The sequence below is a fragment of the Stenotrophomonas sp. TWI1149 genome (genome assembly GCF_039673155.1).
GTDB lineage: Bacteria > Pseudomonadota > Gammaproteobacteria > Xanthomonadales > Xanthomonadaceae > Stenotrophomonas > Stenotrophomonas maltophilia_AA.
The window spans coordinates 109,587-128,326 of sequence record NZ_JBDJLB010000003.1; the positions used below are offsets into that span (position 1 = coordinate 109,587).

Genomic DNA, 18,740 nt, shown 5'->3' on the forward strand with positions numbered 1-18,740 from the left:
CCTGCTCCAGCCCTGCCGGGAGGCCCGCTGATGGGCGCCGTGCTGGCCCTGGACCGGCTGCTGGAAACCCGCCGGGTCTGGCGGGGGCAGCCACGTGCGGCCTTCCCGGAGGTGGCCCCGCACCCCACCGGCCACCCGGCGCTGGATGCCCGCCTGCCCGGGGGTGGCTGGCCGCCCTCGGCGTTGTCGGAGGTGCTGCTGGCTTCGCCCGGGGTCGGTGAGCTGGCCCTGGTCTGGCCGACCCTGGCACGGCTGAGCCAGCAGCAGCAGACCGTGGTGCTGATCGCCCCGCCGCACCTGCCGCATGCCCCGGCCTGGGCCCGCGCCGGACTGGCGCTGGGCCAGGTGCAGGTGGTCCAGGCCAGCCCGCGCGATGCGCTGTGGGCCGCCGAACAATGCCTGCGCTCGGCCGCCTGCGCGGCGGTGCTGTGCTGGCCGCAGCAGGCCGATGACCGTGCGCTGCGCCGGCTGCAGGTGGCGGCTGAAACCGGCCAGTGCCTGGGGTTTTCCTTCCGCGATGCCCGGCATGCGCGCAACCCCTCCCCGGCCGCGCTGCGCCTGCAGCTCGACGATGGCCAGGTGCGGGTGCTCAAGTGCCGTGGCGGGCTGGCACCGGCGCAGCCGTTGCCGCTGGCCGTGGCCCATTGAGCCGCCGCCGTGGACTGGGCCTGCCTGCTGCTGCCGCACCTGGCGCTGGACGCTGCCCTGCGCCAGCAACCGGATCCGGCCGCGCCGCTGGTGCTGGTCACCGGGCCGGCGCAGCGGCGCGTGCTGCATGCGGTCAGCCCCTCCGCACGCCAGCTCGGGCTGCGCCGCGGCATGCTGCTCTCGGCCGCGCAGGTGCTCACCCGCGACATGCTCAGCGTGGAGTACGACCCGCGCGCCGAGCAGGCCACCCGCCAGCTGCTGGCGAGCTGGCTGTACGGCATCAGCTCGCAGGTCAGCCTGGATTTCCCGCATGCGCTGGCACTGGAAATCCGGGCCAGCCGCGCCCTGTTCGGTGATTGGCCGAAGGTCGAGCAGCGGCTCACCCGCGGCTTGACCGAGCTGGGCTTCCGGCATCGGCTGGTGGCCGCACCGAATCCACATGCCGCCAGTGTGCTGGCGCGCGTGCATGGTCGGCTCGGCGTGGATGCGCACCAGCTGGACGCGGCCCTGGCCCAGGTGCCGATCGAACGCAGCGGGTTGCCGGTCGAGGCGGTCACGGTGCTGGCGCGCTCGGGCCTGCGCACGCTGGGCGCCGCGGTCGGCCTGCCGCGGGAGAGCCTGGCGCGGCGTTTCCCGCCGCAGGTACTGGCGCACCTGGATGCGCTGCGTGGGATCAGCACGCCGCCGCTGCGCTATTTCCAGCCACCGGACCGCTTCGATGCGCGCATCGAGTTCGAGTACGAGGTCGAGTCCACCCAGGCGATGCTGTTCCCGCTGCGGCGGCTGACCACCGACCTGGCCGCCTTCCTGTGCTCGCGCGATGGCGGCGTGCTGCAGTTCGATCTGTGGTTCGAACACGAAAACCACCCGGATACGCGGCTCTCGATCGGCCTGCTCGCGCCCGAGCGCGAACCGGCGATGCTGTTCGAGCTGGCCCGCAACCGTGTCGATCATCTGCAGTTGCCGGCGGGCAGCCGCGGCCTGCGGCTGCAGGCCGAGCAGCTGCCGCCGTTCGTGCCGGCCGCACGCGATCTGTTCGACCCGCGCCCGCAGCAGGCGATGCCGTGGGAGCAGCTGCGCGAACGCCTGCGTGCGCGGCTCGGCGATGACGCCGTCCAAGGGCTGGGGTTGCGCGCCGAGCACCGGCCCGAACGCGCGAGCGGCGATGCCCAGGGCGCCCCAAAGGCCCGGCCACCGGTGCTGCCGATGCGTCCGGGCTGGCTGCTGGCGCAGCCACAGGCGCTGCAGGATCCGCACCTGCGCATCCTGTCCGGGCCGGAGCGGATCGAATCGGGCTGGTGGGATGCCGGCGACATCCGCCGCGACTATTACGTCATCGAAACCGGCCAGGGCCAGCGCGGCTGGGCCTATACCGCCGCCGATGCACGCAGCGGACCCTTCATGCTGCACGGCTGGTTCGCATGAGCGCGCCGCCGTTGCCCGGGTATGCCGAGCTGCACTGCCTGTCGGCCTTCAGTTTCCAGCGCGGCGCGTCCATCGCCGAGGAGTTGTTCGCGCGCGCCAAGGGCCAGGGTTACCGTGCGCTGGCGATCACCGATGAGTGCTCGCTGGCCGGCATCGTGCGCGCCTGGCAGGCCGCGCAGAAGCACCAGCTGGCACTGATCACCGGCGCTGAATTCCAGCTGGAGGACGGCCCCAAGCTGGTGCTGCTGTGTACCAACCAGGGCAGCTACGCCGCGCTGTGCCAGCTGATCACTACCTGCCGCCGGCGCGCGCCCAAGGGCGAGTACCGCTGCCTGCGCAGCGACATCGGATCGTTGCATGCCGGCCTGCTGTGCCTGTGGGCCGACGCCACCCCGGGCATCGAGGATGCACAGTGGCTGCAGGCCTGCTTCCCGCAGCGACTGTGGCTGGCCGTTGAACTGCACCGCGAGGCCGACGACCGCGCGCGCCTGCAGCGCCTGCGTCGTTTCGGCCGCGACCAGGGCATTCCATTGGTGGCCAGCGGCGATGTGCACATGCATGTGCGCCGCCGCCGCGCGCTGCAGGATACCCTCACCGCGATCCGCCACCACTGCACGCTCGGCGACGCCGGCTGGCGTCTGTTCGCCAATGGCGAGCGCCACCTGCGCACCCGCCAGGCCCTGGCCACGCTGTACCCGCCCGAGCTGCTGGCCGAGACGCTGCGCATCGCCGAACGTTGCCACTTCGATCTCAAGCAGCTGCAGTACACCTATCCGCGCGAACTGGTGCCGGCCGGCCACGACCCGGCCAGCTGGCTGCGTGTGCTGGTGGAGGAAGGCATGCGATGGCGTTGGCCAACGGGCGAGACGCCCCGGCAGCGCCACCAGATCGAACACGAGCTGGCGCTGATCCACACCAAGCAGTACGAGTCGTACTTCCTGACCGTGCACGACATCGTGCGCTTCGCGCGCAGCCAGCAGATCCTCTGCCAGGGCCGCGGCTCGGCCGCCAATTCCTCGGTGTGCTACGTGCTGGGCGTGACCGAGATCGACCCCAGCGACATGGACCTGCTGTTCGAGCGCTTCATCTCCGCCGAGCGCGACGAGCCGCCGGACATCGACATCGACTTCGAACACGAGCGCCGCGAGGAAGTGCTGCAGTACGTGTTCAACCGCTACGGTCGCGAACGCGCTGCGTTGACCGCGGTGGCGATCAGCTACCGTGGCCGCAGTGCGGTGCGCGATGTGGCGCGGGTGCTGGGCCTGCCGCCGGACCAGGTCAATGAGCTGGCCGCCTGCCTGGACCGCTGGAGCAGCCACGAGCCGCTGCCCGAGGCGCTGCGCGAGCGCGGCTTCGATCCGGAGACGCCGCTGATGCGGCGGGTGGTCGCGCTGACCGCCGAGCTGGTCGACTTCCCGCGCCACCTGTCCCAGCACCCGGGCGGTTTCGTGATCTCCGAACACCCCCTGTCCACCATGGTGCCGGTGGAAAACGCGGCCATGGCCGACCGCACCGTGATCCAGTGGGACAAGGACGACCTGGATGCCACCGGCCTGATGAAGGTCGACTGCCTGGCGCTGGGCATGCTTACCGCGGTGCGCAAATGCCTGGCGATGCTGGAGGCACATGGCGAACCGCCGATGAGCATGGCGAAGATCCCCCCGGATGATGGCCCCACCTACGACATGATCTGCCGCGCCGACACCCTGGGCGTGTTCCAGATCGAGTCGCGCGCGCAGATGGCGATGCTGCCGCGCATGCAGCCACGCTGTTTCTACGATCTGGTGATCGAAGTGGCGATCGTGCGCCCTGGCCCGATCCAGGGCGACATGGTCCATCCCTATCTGAATCGACGGAAGAAACTGAAAGAAGAAGGCATCGAAGAGATCGACTACCCGCCCGCGCTGGAGAAGGTATTCAAGCGCACGCTGGGCGTACCGCTGTTCCAGGAACAGGTGATGCAGCTGGCCGTCGCCGCCGCCGGTTTCAGCCCCGGCCAGGCCGATGCGCTGCGCCGTTCGATGGCCGCCTGGAAGCGCCACGGCGGGCTGGAGCCGCACCGCGACAAACTGCTCACCGGCATGGCCGCCAACGGCTACAGCCGCGAGTACGGTGAGCGCCTGTTCGAGCAGATCAAGGGCTTCGGCAGTTATGGCTTCCCGGAAAGCCACGCGGCCAGCTTCGCGCTGATCACCTATGTCAGCTGCTGGCTCAAGTGCCACCACCCCTCCGCGTTTGCCGCCAGCCTGATCAACAGCCAGCCACTGGGCTTCTACACCCCGGACCAGATCCTGCAGGACGCGCGCCGCCATGGCGTGCCGGTGCTGCCAGTGGACGTGCGCTACAGCGCGTGGGACTGCACCCTGGTCCCACCCACCTCGCCGGGTCGCCCGTTCGGCATCCGCCTGGGCCTGCGCCTGGTCGATGGCTTCAGCGAGGCGGTCGCCACCGGACTGGTACAGGCGCGCCACCGCGCGCCGTTCGACAGCGTCGCCGACCTGAGCCAGCGCGCGCAGCTGGACCGTCGCCACCAGGGCCTGCTGGCCGATGCCGGTGCACTCAAGGGCTTGAGCGGCCATCGCCATCGCGCGCGCTGGGAGGTTTCCGGCGTGGAGAAGCCACTGCCACTGTTCGAGACCGCGCGCGCCACCACTGAAACCGCCGTGCCGCTGCCACTGCCGAGTGCCTTCGAGGACATGCAGGCCGACTACAACAGCACCGGCACCACGCTGGGCCGGCACATGGTGTCGTTCATCCGCAGCCAACTGCGCCAGCGCCGTTGCCACCGTTCCGACGAACTGAGCGCACTGCCGCACGGGCGCAGTGTGCGGTTTGCCGGCCTGGTGCGCATGCGCCAGCGCCCCCAGACCGCCAGCGGCGTCACCTTCCTCACCCTGGAAGACGAATGCGGCATGGTCAACGCGGTGGTCTGGCGCAAGATCGCCGACCGCCAGCATCGGGTGCTGGTCGAAGCGCAGTTGATGCAGATCGATGGCCGCCTCGAACGCGTGGACGGCGTGCAGCACCTGATCGTCCGCCAGATGCACAACATCGACAACCTGATCGACGGCGTGCGCACCCACAGTCGCGATTTCCGCTGAGCCATCTCGTGACCCACCTCACACTATGAATCCAATTCCAGAGTTTTCCGACTGGTGCCGTGAATGGCCTATCCGGTATGGTCGCACCCTTCCAAGGATCCGGAGACGGTATGTCGCGCGCGCTGACCCTCACCACGCTGGTTGTGTCCAGCCTTGCTCTGGCGGTTTCCGGGTGGACCGCGCTGCGCCTGCACCAGAGCCAGTCCGATGAGCGTGTCATCACCGCGCGGGGCCTGGTCATCCGCGATGCCAACGGCCAGGCGCGGGTGATCCTCGGCGCACCGGTCCCCGACCCGCTCACCCAAGGTGTGACCCAGGGGCCGCGCGCGTCACCGCTGTCGGGCCTGATCCTGCTCGGTGCCGATGGCTCCGAGCGTGGCGGCTACGGCACCGCCGATGTCGGCGACGAGGCGATCCTCACCCTGGACGATGCCACCGGCACCACCGAAGTGTTCAAGGTCACCGCCAACCCGGACCGCGGCGCCACCCTGGTGGTCAAGCACCAGAACAGCACCGGCGCGATGCTGACCTCCTGGCAGGGCAAGCCGGAGCTGATCTTCCTCAACAACGACGAACAGTCGCACTACGTCAGCCCGCACTCCGCTGCGGCGCCCTGATATCGGCGGGCGGTGATTTTCGGGTAGCGCTATGACAACCTGTCCGTTGTCACGGGACCGCCCTGCCGGCGCGCCGACGCGCCGCAGCCGTCCCCGCTTCCGGAGCCCCCATGCCCATCGCTGCCCCCACCTGGCCCCAGGCCACCACCGTCGACGAGATCCGCCACAACCTGGAGGCGGTGCGCGAACGCATCGTCCGCGCCTGTGCACTGGCCGGGCGCGACCCGGCCGGCGTGCGCCTGCTGCCGGTCAGCAAGACCGTCGATGAAGCCCGCCTGCGCATGGCTTGGGAAGCAGGCTGCCATGAGCTCGGCGAGAACAAGGTGCAGGAAGCCCAGCGCAAGGCCGCGGCCATGGCCGACCTGCCCGGCCTGCGCTGGTCGGTGATCGGCCACCTGCAGACCAACAAGGCACGTGACGTGGCGCGCTTCGCCAGTGAGTTCCAGGCGCTGGACAGCCTGCGGGTGGCACGGGCGCTGGATCAGCGGCTGGCACTGGAGCAGCGCACTCTGGACGTCTTCGTGCAGGTCAACACCTCCGGTGAGGACAGCAAGTACGGTCTGGACCCGATCGAGGTCGCCGATTTCGTGCAGCAGCTCCCGGCGTTCCCTAACCTGCGCGTGCGCGGGCTGATGACCCTGGCGCTGTTCTCGTCGGACCCGGAACAGGTACGCCCGTGCTTTACGCGGCTGCGCGACCTGCGCGAGCGGCTCCGCCCCACGCTGCCGCCGGGCATCCGCCTGGACGAACTGTCGATGGGCATGTCGGGCGATTTCGACATCGCCATCGAGGAAGGCGCCACTGTCGTACGGGTCGGCCAGGCCATTTTCGGCGCACGCTCGACCCCGGACAGTGTCTACTGGCCGACCCCGGCATGAGCTGACATCGCCCTCGGCCGCTTCGGCGTGCAGCCAATCGCGAAAGGCCAGGAAGCCCTGATGCGTCGCCGATCGCGGCGGGTACACCAGCCAGTGCGACCAACGCGGCGCGATGGTGTGCTTCGGAATCATTGAGCATCGCCACATAGCGCGCCGGTGGCGCGTCATCGACCAGCGCAAACCACCGGTCCCACTCGCCATCCGGGTCGCGCAGCAGCAACGGATAGCCGAGGCGCTGCTCCAGTTGCCGCATCTGGTGGCTTAGGGCGCTGACCGTGAGGTTCACCGTCTCGGCCGCGAGGGTCAGGTTGCCTGAACTTATCGTCAACTCCATTCAAGTGGAGATAGGCGCATGAACCTGTTCGGCGGACTGCTTTTTCTGCAGGGGCATATCACCAACGTTGCACTGGCCCGGCAACTGGCCGGCGTGGATGCCGTGGACGGCGAGACGGAGTCTGGGCCGGGGGACGCCGCAGCAGGCGGATCGCAGTGTGGGGAGGTCGCGCCGGACGTCGTTGCGAAGACATGCCCGAGCAGCCGTTGATATCGCCAAGGCGGCCGACGCGCCCTGACGCCCTGTCCGCCACCGGATGTGCCATGCTCGCCCCGTTGCAACCCACCTGGAGAGCGTCGCCATGGCCAAAGGCCTGAACAAACAGAAAGAGCAGAAGAAGAAACCTGCCAAGACCGCCAAGGAAAAGAAGGCGGAGAAGAACGAAAAGAAGACCACCCGCGGTTTCGCCCCGGTCTGACCGGCGGGTCTACCCGCTCACTGCGCGGGCAACATGGGAGTGCGGCCACACCACGGTGTCCCGCAGCTCCTCGCGCCACATCCCCGCAACCGTCACGCCAACGCTCATGCGTCGGCCAACCTCAGTCTCTGCGCATCCGTCGCCGGCGGCATCCCGAACAGCCGCGCGTAGTCCCGGCTGAACTGAGACGGGCTCTCATAGCCCACCCTGTGACCGGCATCCGCCGCATCCAGTCCGTCGCTGACCATCAGCCGCCGCGCCTCCTGCATCCGCAACTGCGTCCTGAACTCCAGCGGGCTCATCGCCGTGACCGTCTTGAAGTGCGCATGGAAACTCGAGCGACTCATGCCGGCAATGCGCGCCACCTCATCGATACGGCAGGCACCCCGGAAATTCGCCCGGATCCACAGGATCGCGCGGGCAATCTGCCCGTGCCGGCTGTCGCCGCGCGTCATCGCCTGCAGCACGCTGCCGTCGGGACCGGTCAACAACCGATAGAGAATCTCGCGCAGCGCCAGCGGACCGAGCGCCTCCGCATCCGCCGGTGAATCCAGCAAGGCAACGAGGCGTGTCGTGGCGTCCAGCAACCCGGACGTCATCGCGTTGAGGGAAAGGCCTGCAGGCGCCCGGTGCTCTGCGGCGGGCCGGGGGTACTGCAGCGCGAGCTCACCCAGCACGGCCGCATCGAGATCGATCTGAAGGCTCAGATACGGCTGCGCCGCGGTCGCCTCGATCACCGCTCCCATCACCGGCAGCCCGACCGATGCCAGCAGATAGCAGCTCGGATCGTAGTGATAGACGCTCGACCCCAGCAGGGCGCGCTTGCGGCCCTGGGCCACGAAGCACACGGTCGGCTCATAGATCACCGGCATGGGCATCGTCGGGGTGCTGCACCGGATCAGCTTCACGCCGGGCAGCCGGCAGTCGAAGGTGCCGTCACGCAGGGCATGCCGGGCGATGGCATCACGGAACTCTGCAAGCGAGGCCATGTGGCCGTCTCCATGGACGCGCTGGGAGTGCCAGACATCATCCGCCAGCGCCGGACGATCGTGCAAGCTTCCCGGAGGACACGGCTACCGGCCCATGGCAGCGCGCCGGAACAATGGGCGCCCCCGCAGGCAATGTCCTGCCCGCCACGGAGAACGCTCGCATGACCTCCCACACCTCGCTCGATCATTACCGCCTGCTCGGCCGCGCCGGACTGCGCGTCTCGCCCTTGTCGCTGGGCACGATGACCTTCGGCGCCGACTGGGGCTGGGGCGCCGACGACGCCGAAGCCCGACGGATCTTCGATGCGTATGTCGACCGCGGCGGCAACTTCATCGATACCGCGGTCAACTACACCAACGGCGCCGCCGAGCAGATCCTCGGCCGTTTCGCCAAGGCCCGGCGCGACCGCCTGGTGCTGGCCACGAAGTTCACGATGGCCCGTGATGCCACCAACATCAATTCCGGCGGCAACCACCGCTACAACCTCGTGCGCTCGGTCGAGACCAGCCTGCGCCAGCTGGACACCGACCGGATCGACCTGATGTACCTGCATGCCTGGGACTTCACCACCCGGCCGGACGAAGTGATGCGTGCGCTGGACGATCTCGTCCGCACCGGCAAGGTGCTGTATCTGGGCATCTGCAACACCCCCGCCTGGCGCGTGGCCGAACTGCAGACCCTGGCGGATCTCCGTGGCTGGGCGCCGCTGGTGGCGCTGCAGATCGAATACAGCCTGGTCGAACGCACGGTGGAGCACGAACTGCTGCCGATGGCGGAGGCCATGGGCCTGGGCGTGCTGCCCTGGTCGCCTCTTGGCGGCGGCATCCTGACCGGCAAATACACCCGCGCCGATCTCTCCGACGAAAATGGCGCCGACGTGGCGAGCAGTCGCAAGGGCGTGATCGCCTCGATCGGCCATCTCAACGAACGCGCACTGGACATCGCCGCGGTGGTGGGCGAAGTGGCCGAGGAACTGGGCGTGTCGCGCTCGCAGGTGGCGATCGCCTGGACGCTGGCCAATCCGGCGGTGGTGTCGCCGATCATCGGCGCGCGCACCGTGGCGCAGGCCGAAGACAATCTTGGCGCGCTGGACGTGGTGCTGGGCGAGGCACACCTGGCGCGCCTGGATGAGGCCAGCGCACCGGCACCGATCTTCCCCGCACGCTTCATCGGCCGGCCGATGGCGCAGCAGTTGATCTTCGGCACCTCCACGCTGAGCGGGCGGAGGTAAGCCATGGCCACCTTTCCATCTGGCTGGACAGTCGCCCTTGCAATCAGCCTGGCATCGCTTGCCGTTGGGCAATTGATCCCGATCCCCGCATCGGCCGAGACCACACCGCCGCACGCCGCGCAACAAGCAGGTGGTCAGTGAGGCCTTCAATCGATGGTCAGCCGGCGGCTCGGCGTTCTTCAACGAGACGCTCGCACCCGATGTCGTGTGGACCATAGCCGGCTCCAGCCCGACGTCAGGCACCTATCGCGGGCGGGAGGACTTCATCGCCCGCGCGGTCCGCCCCTTCGTCAGCCGCCTGCGCACCCCGGTCCGCCCAACCTCGCGGCAGATATGGGCGGACGGCGAGCATGTGATCATCCACTGGACCGGCAACGCAGTGGCCCTGGACGGCAGGCCGTATCACAACGACTACGTCTGGATATTCCGCATGCGCGACGGCAAGGCTGTCGAGGTCACCGCGTTCCTGGATCTTGTCCCTTACGATGCCGTCCTCCACCGCGTGCCGCCGCCGGACACATCCGGCACCCAGTAGCGCGGCGGGCACCGGTCCGCCCCTGTCTTCTCCTGAGCGCAAACCGACAGATTCAGTGAAAAAGACCGCTGGATCGGCGTGAGACAATGCGGTTCATGACCTCACCCGACCCTCAACGCCCTCTGCTTTCCAGGGATGCGTGGAAGCGCCGTGCGGCCCTGTGGGGCGGTGCGGTGGCCGTGGCCCTGGTCGCGATCGTGTTCGCCAAGGCCGGCGACGCCGCCTTCAGGGTGTTCCAGTCGATCATCGCCCACTCGATCTGGTGGGCACTGCTGGTGACCCCGGCGGTCTTCGCGCTGCTGGCATGGCTGACCAGTGGCGCACTCAAACCCACGCGTGGCAGCGGAATTCCGCAGGTGATCGCGGCGCTCGATGTGCCGACACCGTCGTTTCGGCGGGACAACCTCTCGCTGGGCGTATCGGCAGGCAAACTCGCCCTGACCACCCTGTCCCTGCTCGGAGGCGCCTCGGTGGGCCGCGAGGGCCCTACCGTGCATGTCGGCGCCAGCGTGATGTACATGTTCGGGCGATGGTTCGGATTCCGCGATCCGAAGGAGCTGTCGCACTTTCTGCTGGCCGGTGGCGCAGCCGGTATCGCGGCGGCGTTCAACACGCCGCTGGCGGGCATCGTGTTTGCCATCGAAGAGCTCAGCGGCCGTTTCGAGCACCGCTTCTCCGGCACGCTGCTGACCGCGGTCATCGTGGGTGGCGTGGTGTCCCTTGGCCTGCTCGGCAACTACACCTACTTCGGCAAAGTCACCGCGACCCTGCCACTCGGCCAGGCCTGGCTGGCGATCGTCCTGTGCGGCGTCGTCGCGGGCCTGCTGGGCGGTGTGTTCGCCAACGCCGTGCTGCTGACCATGGCAGGCCGGCCACGCTGGCTGGGTCAGCTGCGGCAGCGGCATCCCGTCCTGTTGGCCGCCCTGTGCGGGCTCGCCCTGGTCCTGCTGGCGGCGGCCTTTGGTGTGGGCGCCTTCGGCACCGGCTACGAGCAGGCCAGGGGGCTGGTCCAGGGCGCGCCGTCGGTCGGCCACGAGTTCGGCCTCATGAAGCTCCTCGCCAATCTGGTCTCCTATGTCGCCGGCATTCCCGGCGGGCTGTTCTCGCCCGCCCTGGCCGTCGGCGCCGGCCTGGGCCACAACCTCGCCGCCATCATGCCCTCGGTCGATGAGCGCATCTTCGTCCTGCTGGGGATGTGTGCTTACCTCACCGGGGTGACCCAGGCACCGCTGACCTCCGCGGTCATCTCGTTGGAACTGACGGACAGCAGCGACATGCTGCTGCCCATTCTGGCAACGGTGCTGATCGCGCGCGGCGTCTCCGGCCTGGTATGCCGCGTGCCGATCTACAAGGCCATGGCCGAACAGCTGGTCAAGCCGCTGCAGGGCGCCCATCCGCCGCCGGCGTAGCGGGCTGATCCACCGCAGGCGCCTGCTGCCCGTCGGCCGCGTGTGCGGGCCGGATCACGCGTTGACGTCCACCACGGTGCGCCCCTGTACGCGGCCCTGCAGTACCTGCCCCGCAAGTGCGGGCACCTCGGCGAGTCCGATCACCTGCGTGGTGCGGGCCAGCTTGCCCAGGTCGAGATCGCTGGCCAGGCGCGTCCACGCCTGCTCGCGCGCTGCGTACGGCGCGTTCACCGAATCGATGCCGGCCAGCGTCACGTTGCGCAGGATGAAAGGCAGCACGGAGCCCGGCAGATCGGCCCCCTGGGCCAGACCGAAGGCCGCCACCACACCGCGATAGCGGGTCTGTGCGAGCACGTTGGCCAAGGTATGGCTGCCCACCGCATCGATCGCACCCACCCAGCGTTCCTTGGCGATCGGCGCACCCGGTTCGGACAGCGTGGCGCGGTCGATGATCTCGGCCGCGCCCAGCGCCTTGAGATAGCCGGACTCCTCCCGCCGGCCGGTCGAGGCGACCACCCGGTAGCCGAGCGCGGACAACAGCGCGATCGCGATGGAGCCGGCACCACCGTTGGCGCCGGTGACCAGGATGTCCCCCTGGTCCGGTGATACACCGCCATGTTCCAACGCCAGCACCGACAGCATCGCGGTATAGCCGGCGGTGCCGATCGCCATCGCGTCGCGGCTGGAGAAGGCCTCGGGAATCTTCACCAGCCACTCGCCCGGCACGCGCGCCTTCTGTGCATAGCCGCCGTGATGGGTCTGGCTCAAGCCCCAGCCGTTGACCAGTACACGATCACCGGCGGCGTAGCCCGGATGGCTGGAGGTCTCGACCACGCCGGCCAGATCGATGCCGGGGATCAGCGGGAAGGTACGGATCACGGGCGAACGGCCGCTCAGCGCCAACGCGTCCTTGTAGTTCACCGTGGAATACTCCACGGCAACGGTCACGTCGCCGGGCATCAGATCCTGTTCGGTCAGGTCGACGACGCCAGCCGTGATGCTGTCATCGCTTCGCGTGGCGAGAAGGGCTTTGAAGGACATGGGATCTCCGGTTCCGGTGCATGAGGGGCGTTTCAGAGGAAACCAGTGTGCGCACGGCGCTGTACCGTCCCGTTAAATGGCCGCCGCTCTAGCGTCCACTCGTGGGGTAGGACCCGGCACAGACGTCACCCTCCTCGACCCCGTCAACCCAGGCCTTGAGCTGCTTGATCCGATCCAGGGTCAGCTGCTCGTACTCGCCGCTCTGGCACATCGGCAGAACGCTCCCGTAATCCTCCGGAGACGGATAACGCGCGGCGATCTGGGCATCGCGGAACACCAGCCAGGCGCGCTGCGCTGCCTTGAATCGCTCCAGGAACACCGTGTCCTGGGCATTGAGCGCCAGCACTTTGGCATAGATCCGATTGAGCTCGGCATCGGCGCTCTGCGCGCTGTTGCTGGCACATTGGTTGAGCCCGGCCTGCGACTGGTTCGGGCTGTCGCAGGCCATGCCATCGGACGTATGCGGCGCCGCCGCTGCCTTGGCCGGGCCTTTCGGCGCCTGCGCATGCGACGACGCCACCGGAAGCAACCCGCAAACCAGAAGGAGTGCGGAAAGAACACGCATCGCAGCGCGCGCGTTCATTGGTATACCGCCGGAGCGGATGCGTGGATGGCGTTGGTATACATGACGGCTCCGATCACCAGGCAGGTGGCGAGGTCCGCCACGGCCGGATTAACCGCGCGCCGCCGTGAATTCCATGTGACCGGGGCTCACTCGCCCAGCACGCTCGCAATCGCCACCGCCAGCAGACCCCGCACGGTCTCCGCCGCGAGGTCCGGATCGCGTACCGCACGCATCGCCAGGCCCTCGACCAGCAACCGCATCAACAACGTGCGGCGTTCCAGATCGGCGTCTTCGGGGGTGCGGCCGCGCGCGATGTCGTGCTGCCGCAACCACGCGGTGATCGCCGCACTGGTCAGCCTGTCGTGCCGGCGCAGCACCTCGGCCACCACGGGATCGCGATGCGCTTCGGCGGTGATCTCCGCATACAGCGCGACGTTGGCGATGGCGTTGCCGCGGGTCTCCAGCGTCTCGCCGCGCGCCCACAGCTGGTAGCAGCGCAGCAGCCCGTCGACCAGATCGGCGGCGGCCGGCATGTGCCCGATCGCCTCCTCGTCGTGCGCGAGCTGCCGTTCGATCAAGGCCAGGATCAGTGCGCGCTTGTTCTGGAAGTAGCGGTACATCAGGCCTTGGCTGATCTCCGCCTCCGCGGCGATGTCGCTGATCGAGCCGGCGTGGAAACCACGGGCGATGAAGCAGCGCTGCGCGGCATCGAGGATGCGTTGTCGCTGCGCCTCGGCACGGGCGGCGGCGGTGTCGTCGGCGGCAGCGCCGGAAAGGGAATTAAGCGTCATTGCTCGTCATGGCAGGCGTCCAGTTGAGGACGGATGGTACGACAGCCGGCGACTGAATGAACGGTCATTCATCTGTCATTTTGCGCGCCCAGACTGCGCCGGCCCCCTCCTTCCATGAACACTCAGATGCGCCACGCCCAGCTGCACCGCCACCTGTTAGCCCTCGCCATCGCCACCGCCCTGCCCGGCCTCGCCCTGGCCAACGACGCGGATACCGCCACGACCACCGATAGCGCCGCCCGCGACGTCGTCGCGCTGGATCAGGTGGTCGTCACCGCCCAGAAGCGTGCCACCAATCTGCAGGACACCCCGATCTCGGTTTCCGTGGTGGATGCCGAAGCACTGAAGGACCGCAGCGCGATCTCGATCGGCAGCCTGTCCGATGGCTCGATCCCCTCGCTGCGGGTCACCCCGTTCGCGACCCGCAGCTCGGCACTGAACATCGGCATCCGCGGCATCGGTGCCTCCGGTGATGCCAACCAGCCCGCACGCGATGCGGGCGTTGGCGTGTATGTCGATGGTGTGTTCATGGGCCGCGCGCAGGGCCTGGGCAGCATGCTGTACGACGTCGAGCGCATCGAGGTGTTGAAGGGGCCGCAGGGCACGCTGTTCGGCCGCAACACCGAAGGCGGCGCACTCAGCATCGTCACCCGACAGCCCACCGGCGAGTTCGGTGGCCGCGTGAGCGCAGGCGTCTCCAACTACAGCGGCTACACCACCGGCCTGCACCTGGACCTGCCGAAAGTGGGCGATGTCAGCGTCAAGATCGACGCCGTGCAGGCCACGCGCGGCGGGACCACCGACAACCCGATGCGCGGCGAGCGCGACTTCAACAGCTACGACAAGCGCGGCGCCCGCATCACCGCGTTGTGGCAGCCCAGCGACGACTTCTCCGCGCTGTATGCCTTCGACCGCTCCTACGATGCCACCACGCCGTACCACACCCAGCTGCTGGTCCCGGGCCCCTACGTGAGCCCGCTGCAGAAAGCCGGCGCCAGCGAAGATCGACGTGATTCCGCCATTCTCGGTGGCCCGCAGGAAGACAACATCGGCCGCACCAGCGGCCACCTGCTCAACCTCGGCTGGACGCTCAGCGACAGCCTGGAACTGAAGTCGATCAGCTCCTACCGCGAACTGACCCAGGGCCAGTTCGATATGGGCCTGGTCGACGCGATCTCCGCCTATGGCGGCCCGAACACGCCGTTCGGTCGCTACAGCCTGGCCCAGGTCTACCAGCACCAGTACAGCCAGGAGTTCCAGCTGATCGGCACCACCTCGCAGGTCCAGTTCCTGGCGGGCGCCTTCTACTATCACGAAACCGCCGGCGACAACGCACAGACCCCCAACATGCTGCTGTGGGGGCCGGGCGGCAACAGCTACACGCTCAATCCCGCCACCAACCCGTTGAACCTGGGCAACGTGCGCGTCGATCGTGCCAGCAAGGCGTGGACCGACAGCCTAGGCATCTTCGGCCAGGCCACCTGGACGCCGGCCTCCCTCGAGCGTCTGCACCTGACCGCCGGTGGCCGCTACACGCGCGATGACAAGAAGGGCAGCCTGTACATCGTCAACGGCGCGGCCACCGATCTTGCCTTCGACGATGCGTGGGGACGCTTCGACCCGATGGTGAACATCGCCTACGACCTCGGCGACAACGCGATGGTGTATGCCAAGTACAGCACCGGCTTCAAGGCCGGCGGCGCCAACTCGCGCTCCACGACCTACACCGCCTTCGCTCCGGAAGAGGTCACCGCGCTCGAGCTCGGCTTCAAGTCGCAGTTCTGGGACAACCGCGCGCGCCTGAACCTCGCGCTGTTCGATTCGAAGATCGAGCACAAGCAGATGGATTTCTCGCTGCCCTTCGATCCCAACAGCGGCGAGACCCGCACCACGATGGTGACCACCAACGCGCTCAGCAACGGCACCTCGCGCGGTGCGGAGCTGGAATTCAACGTGATGCCGGTGGACAACCTCACCGTCGGCCTGAACTACGCCTACACCCGGATCGATGCGCAGAGCGCGGTCGACCCCTTTGGCGCGGGCGTGCAGGTCACCGTGCAGCCGCTGCTGGCGCCGAAGAACGCCGGCAGCGTGTCGCTGGACTACCTGCTGCCGTTCGCCAACTTCTCCGCACTCAAGTTCCACCTCGACGGCAACTGGTCCGACGGCTACTACACCAGCGAGTACGACCAGATGCTCACCGACAGCTCCTTCATCGTGAACGCCCGCGTGGCCCTGATCGACGTCCCCCTCAACAGCACGGGCTCGACCCTGGCCGTCTCGCTGTGGGCGCGCAACCTGCTCGACGAAGAACACCTGTTCTACAAGCTCAACAACGCGTCCCTCGGCCAGAGCGGGATCTTCAATGATCCGCGCACCTATGGCCTGGACGTCACTGTCACCTTCTGATCGCCCTGGAGATCCCGATGAAGAACCGAAGCACCCCACTCGCCCTTGCCATGGCCCTGAGCCTGCCGATGCTCACCGGCGCCGGTATCGCACTGGCCCGCGCGCCCGTCGCCGAGACTGCGACCGCCGCCGCGCGCACCACCAACGTGCAGCCGGTCGCCGCCGACGCACAGCGCGTCATTCCGCTGCAGGGCGCATGGAACACCCGCACGTTTGCCGGCCTGCAGGGGACCCATGGGCCGATCCCGGCCAGCGCGTTCGTGCGCACCTCGGACCTCGGTCGCCTGACCGCCGCCGACCGCGACGCACTGGCCGCCGCCGGCGTCACCCTGGATATCGACCTGCGCACCGCCGATGAGCAGGCGCAGTCGCCGGACCTGCTGGCCGACGATGCCCGCTTCGCCTACCAGCGCACCTCGCTGATGGGGACCGAGAAGATGGACCTGCAGAAAATGATGACGACGTTCCCGGACTCGCTGGGCGCGGCCTACGTGCAATGGCTGGATCACAGCCAGCCACAGTTCAAGCAGGTCTTCCAGCGCATCGCCGCCGAGCGCGACGGCACCGTGCTGTTCCATTGCACCGCCGGCAAGGACCGTACCGGCATCATCGCCGGGCTGCTGCTCGACCTGGCCGGCGTCCCGCGCGCGGACATCGTGCACAACTATGCGATCTCCGCGCATTACCTGGAAGGCCAGCCCAAGGACAGCGCGATGAACGCGCAGATCATGGAACTGATCAGACAGAACCCGGAGATCGGCAGGAAGATGGCCGGCATGTCGGGCACCGCGCCGGAGAACATGGAGATGTTCCTGGTGGCCCTGCATCAGCAGTACGGCGGTGCCGAGGGCTACCTGAAGTCCATCGGCGTCAGCGAGGCGGAGATCGACCAGCTGAAGCTGCGGTTGGGTCAGGCGGGCTGAGCCGAGCGGGTCACGGGGGCGTGTGGGCCACGGACGGTCCACACGTGATGCACCGGATGTCGCGTGGCGACGCTCGCCACTGGCATGACGGGCAACGTCCAGATCGCACTGCCTACGGCTGCTCAGACATCACGCGTTGAATCCAACCCGCGTAATGGCTCATCCGCACATTGCAGGTCACCTGGCCATAGCGCCCGGGTCGAGCCGTCAGCACATTACCCTGCACGACCTTCCAGGCCCCCTGCCCGGCCAGCAGCCACTGGCCATCGCGCTCGATGAGCACCGGGCCACCGCTGTCGCCGTTGCCCAGCACGCCCTCGAGGGGCAACGCTTCCGGCGGTTCGTCGAACACGTAACAGAGCCAGCGGTCGTAGGCACTGGTGATCCGGTTGAACGCACGCCGGAGCTCGGTGCGATTGGGGCCGTTGGGAGAATGCCCGGTGGCGCCGGTACCCGTTGCGCCCTTCCCCAGGATTTTCGCGATCTGACCGGCCTCGTCGCTGTCGCTGTACAGGGCCACCGGCGTTACGTCCGTGACCGGCGCCTTCAACCGGATCAGCGCAACATCATCGCCCGAGGCGAGAAACACCACGATCAGCATCGCCTCGCCACTGGCCATGGCCTGATCGATCAACGTCTGCGGCAGCGTCCTGTGGCCCGGATGGGTGATGACGCGCTCAACCTCCCGCGCGGTTCCGTTGATCACCACCTGCTTGAGCCCGGCATGCATCGGCAGCGTGTGCGCGGCGGTCAGCACCCACTGTGGTGCGATCAGCGCGCCGTGACCCTCGCCGGGCATGTCCGCGAGAGCGGGAAACTCGCTGGCAGGAACGCGGTACGCGGCATCCTCCACATCGTGGCGAATGACGATGGCACTGGCGGGTAACGACACCGCAAGCAGCAGCGGAAGCAGCAGGAATCCTTTCACGTGTGATGCCTTGAGGTTCTGACAGGGGCGTCCAAGCGACGGGCGGTAGGCTGAAACGTCCGCGGTGCGTCGTTACGGCTCCCGCTCGCGGGCTTCCAGCGCGCTGGCGAACTGTGCCATCAAACGGACCAGCTCCGATACATCCTGCGCGGACCACGACGCGAAGATCTCCCTGCCGATCCGCTCGCGGGCGGCGTCCAGCCGATCGGTCATCTCCTTGCCCTTTGGCGCGATGGTCGCCTCCCGGATGCGGCGGTCGGCGGGGTTTCCACGACGTGTCACCAACTCCATCGCCGCCAGTTTGGCGACCTGCCGGCTGATGGTGGTGTAGTCGCGGCCCAGCCGGTCGGCCAGGTCCACCACGCCGATGGGGCCGACCCGCTCGATCACCACCAGCAGGCGGAACAGGGCCTGGTCCAGCGTCACCCCGGCCTCCTGGATCAGCCGCTCATCGTTGCGCGGCCGATTCATCACGCTGGCGAGGCTGACCATGGACA

Annotated in this window: 17 protein-coding genes and 2 pseudogenes; 11 read left to right on the plus strand and 8 right to left on the minus strand. The window is 68.2% G+C overall.

Annotation, left to right across the window (positions count from 1 at the left end):
• Positions 1–30: 30 nt before the first annotated feature.
• The 5 genes from imuA (at position 31) to ABE424_RS04415 (ending at position 6,669) form a co-directional block, all read left to right on the plus strand.
• Complete coding sequence (imuA, locus tag ABE424_RS04395; RefSeq protein ID WP_179458734.1) at positions 31–648, plus strand: translesion DNA synthesis-associated protein ImuA; 618 nt, start codon at positions 31–33, stop codon at positions 646–648.
• A gap of 9 nt (positions 649–657) precedes the next feature.
• On the plus strand, positions 658–2,073 hold the full coding sequence (locus ABE424_RS04400) for a DNA polymerase Y family protein (protein WP_346491037.1): 1,416 nt from the start codon (positions 658–660) through the stop codon (positions 2,071–2,073).
• A complete protein-coding gene (locus ABE424_RS04405; RefSeq protein ID WP_346491036.1) occupies positions 2,070–5,174 on the plus strand; it encodes an error-prone DNA polymerase in 3,105 nt (1,034 codons plus the stop codon). The genes ABE424_RS04400 and ABE424_RS04405 overlap by 4 nt, the downstream gene beginning before the upstream one ends.
• Before the next feature lie 110 nt (positions 5,175–5,284).
• A complete protein-coding gene (locus ABE424_RS04410; protein WP_346491035.1) occupies positions 5,285–5,791 on the plus strand; it encodes a hypothetical protein in 507 nt (168 codons plus the stop codon).
• Between the two features lie 110 nt (positions 5,792–5,901).
• The gene (locus tag ABE424_RS04415) at positions 5,902–6,669 is read left to right on the plus strand and encodes a YggS family pyridoxal phosphate-dependent enzyme (protein ID WP_346491034.1); all 768 of its coding nucleotides are present in this window, start codon (positions 5,902–5,904) and stop codon (positions 6,667–6,669) included.
• Positions 6,670–6,681: 12 nt separating this feature from the next.
• Here the strand turns inward: ABE424_RS04415 and ABE424_RS04420 are convergent.
• Together ABE424_RS04420 and ABE424_RS04425 are read right to left on the minus strand one after the other, a co-directional pair.
• A pseudogene (locus tag ABE424_RS04420) lies at positions 6,682–6,895 on the minus strand (biotin transporter BioY); the annotation flags it as partial.
• A gap of 30 nt (positions 6,896–6,925) precedes the next feature.
• Positions 6,926–7,003, minus strand: a pseudogene (locus ABE424_RS04425) (hypothetical protein); the annotation flags it as partial.
• Between the two features lie 18 nt (positions 7,004–7,021).
• Here ABE424_RS04425 and ABE424_RS04430 point away from each other — a divergent pair.
• Positions 7,022–7,213: a hypothetical protein gene (locus ABE424_RS04430; RefSeq protein WP_346491033.1), complete on the plus strand. Its 192-nt coding sequence runs from the start codon at positions 7,022–7,024 to the stop codon at positions 7,211–7,213.
• A gap of 312 nt (positions 7,214–7,525) precedes the next feature.
• Here the strand turns inward: ABE424_RS04430 and ABE424_RS04435 are convergent, their stop codons facing one another.
• Positions 7,526–8,410, minus strand: a complete 885-nt coding sequence (locus ABE424_RS04435) for an AraC family transcriptional regulator (protein WP_346491032.1) — start codon at positions 8,408–8,410, stop codon at positions 7,526–7,528.
• A 161-nt stretch (positions 8,411–8,571) separates the two neighbouring features.
• Between ABE424_RS04435 and ABE424_RS04440 the strand changes: the two genes are divergently transcribed.
• The 3 genes from ABE424_RS04440 to ABE424_RS04450 all read left to right on the plus strand — a co-directional run bounded on the left by ABE424_RS04440 (position 8,572) and on the right by ABE424_RS04450 (position 11,586).
• Positions 8,572–9,642: an aldo/keto reductase gene (locus tag ABE424_RS04440; RefSeq protein WP_346491031.1), complete on the plus strand. Its 1,071-nt coding sequence runs from the start codon at positions 8,572–8,574 to the stop codon at positions 9,640–9,642.
• 130 nt (positions 9,643–9,772) lie between these two features.
• Positions 9,773–10,177 (plus strand): nuclear transport factor 2 family protein, encoded by a 405-nt coding sequence (locus ABE424_RS04445; protein ID WP_346491030.1) that lies wholly within the window; start codon positions 9,773–9,775, stop codon positions 10,175–10,177.
• Positions 10,178–10,272: 95 nt separating this feature from the next.
• Entirely contained in the window at positions 10,273–11,586 is a 1,314-nt protein-coding gene (locus ABE424_RS04450) for a chloride channel protein (protein ID WP_346491029.1), read from the plus strand.
• Between the two features lie 54 nt (positions 11,587–11,640).
• Here the strand turns inward: ABE424_RS04450 and ABE424_RS04455 are convergent, their stop codons facing one another.
• The 3 genes from ABE424_RS04455 to ABE424_RS04465 all read right to left on the minus strand — a co-directional run bounded on the left by ABE424_RS04455 (position 11,641) and on the right by ABE424_RS04465 (position 13,983).
• A complete protein-coding gene (locus tag ABE424_RS04455; RefSeq protein WP_346491028.1) occupies positions 11,641–12,627 on the minus strand; it encodes an MDR family oxidoreductase in 987 nt (328 codons plus the stop codon).
• An 88-nt stretch (positions 12,628–12,715) separates the two neighbouring features.
• Positions 12,716–13,147 (minus strand): lysozyme inhibitor LprI family protein, encoded by a 432-nt coding sequence (locus ABE424_RS04460; RefSeq protein WP_346491027.1) that lies wholly within the window; start codon positions 13,145–13,147, stop codon positions 12,716–12,718.
• Positions 13,148–13,338: 191 nt separating this feature from the next.
• Positions 13,339–13,983, minus strand: coding sequence for a helix-turn-helix domain-containing protein (locus tag ABE424_RS04465; protein WP_346477479.1), 645 nt, complete (start codon positions 13,981–13,983; stop codon positions 13,339–13,341).
• 126 nt (positions 13,984–14,109) lie between these two features.
• Here ABE424_RS04465 and ABE424_RS04470 point away from each other — a divergent pair, with 126 nt between their 5' ends.
• Both ABE424_RS04470 and ABE424_RS04475 read left to right on the plus strand, forming a co-directional pair.
• On the plus strand, positions 14,110–16,392 hold the full coding sequence (locus ABE424_RS04470; protein WP_346491026.1) for a TonB-dependent receptor: 2,283 nt from the start codon (positions 14,110–14,112) through the stop codon (positions 16,390–16,392).
• 17 nt (positions 16,393–16,409) lie between these two features.
• On the plus strand, positions 16,410–17,315 hold the full coding sequence (locus ABE424_RS04475; RefSeq protein WP_346491025.1) for a tyrosine-protein phosphatase: 906 nt from the start codon (positions 16,410–16,412) through the stop codon (positions 17,313–17,315).
• A gap of 112 nt (positions 17,316–17,427) precedes the next feature.
• Here the strand turns inward: ABE424_RS04475 and ABE424_RS04480 are convergent, their stop codons facing one another.
• Positions 17,428–18,243, minus strand: coding sequence for a trypsin-like serine protease (locus tag ABE424_RS04480; protein WP_346491024.1), 816 nt, complete (start codon positions 18,241–18,243; stop codon positions 17,428–17,430).
• 72 nt (positions 18,244–18,315) lie between these two features.
• Positions 18,316–18,735: a MarR family transcriptional regulator gene (locus ABE424_RS04485; RefSeq protein ID WP_346501841.1), complete on the minus strand. Its 420-nt coding sequence runs from the start codon at positions 18,733–18,735 to the stop codon at positions 18,316–18,318.
• Positions 18,736–18,740: the final 5 nt, after the last annotated feature.

What these genes read in the sequence shown, in the direction of transcription:
- ABE424_RS04475 (WP_346491025.1), top strand. Translation starts at nt 16,410, where the DNA reads ATGAAGAACCGAAGCACCCCACTCGCCCTTGCCATGGCCCTGAGCCTG.
- ABE424_RS04430 (WP_346491033.1), top strand. Translation starts at nt 7,022, where the DNA reads ATGAACCTGTTCGGCGGACTGCTTTTTCTGCAGGGGCATATCACCAAC.
- ABE424_RS04455 (WP_346491028.1), bottom strand. Translation starts at nt 12,627, where the DNA reads ATGTCCTTCAAAGCCCTTCTCGCCACGCGAAGCGATGACAGCATCACG.
- ABE424_RS04465 (WP_346477479.1), bottom strand. Translation starts at nt 13,983, where the DNA reads ATGACGCTTAATTCCCTTTCCGGCGCTGCCGCCGACGACACCGCCGCC.
- ABE424_RS04405 (WP_346491036.1), top strand. Translation starts at nt 2,070, where the DNA reads ATGAGCGCGCCGCCGTTGCCCGGGTATGCCGAGCTGCACTGCCTGTCG.
- ABE424_RS04435 (WP_346491032.1), bottom strand. Translation starts at nt 8,410, where the DNA reads ATGGCCTCGCTTGCAGAGTTCCGTGATGCCATCGCCCGGCATGCCCTG.
- ABE424_RS04415 (WP_346491034.1), top strand. Translation starts at nt 5,902, where the DNA reads ATGCCCATCGCTGCCCCCACCTGGCCCCAGGCCACCACCGTCGACGAG.
- ABE424_RS04470 (WP_346491026.1), top strand. Translation starts at nt 14,110, where the DNA reads ATGCGCCACGCCCAGCTGCACCGCCACCTGTTAGCCCTCGCCATCGCC.
- ABE424_RS04410 (WP_346491035.1), top strand. Translation starts at nt 5,285, where the DNA reads ATGTCGCGCGCGCTGACCCTCACCACGCTGGTTGTGTCCAGCCTTGCT.
- ABE424_RS04450 (WP_346491029.1), top strand. Translation starts at nt 10,273, where the DNA reads ATGACCTCACCCGACCCTCAACGCCCTCTGCTTTCCAGGGATGCGTGG.
- imuA (WP_179458734.1), top strand. Translation starts at nt 31, where the DNA reads ATGGGCGCCGTGCTGGCCCTGGACCGGCTGCTGGAAACCCGCCGGGTC.
- ABE424_RS04440 (WP_346491031.1), top strand. Translation starts at nt 8,572, where the DNA reads ATGACCTCCCACACCTCGCTCGATCATTACCGCCTGCTCGGCCGCGCC.
- ABE424_RS04485 (WP_346501841.1), bottom strand. Translation starts at nt 18,735, where the DNA reads ATGGTCAGCCTCGCCAGCGTGATGAATCGGCCGCGCAACGATGAGCGG.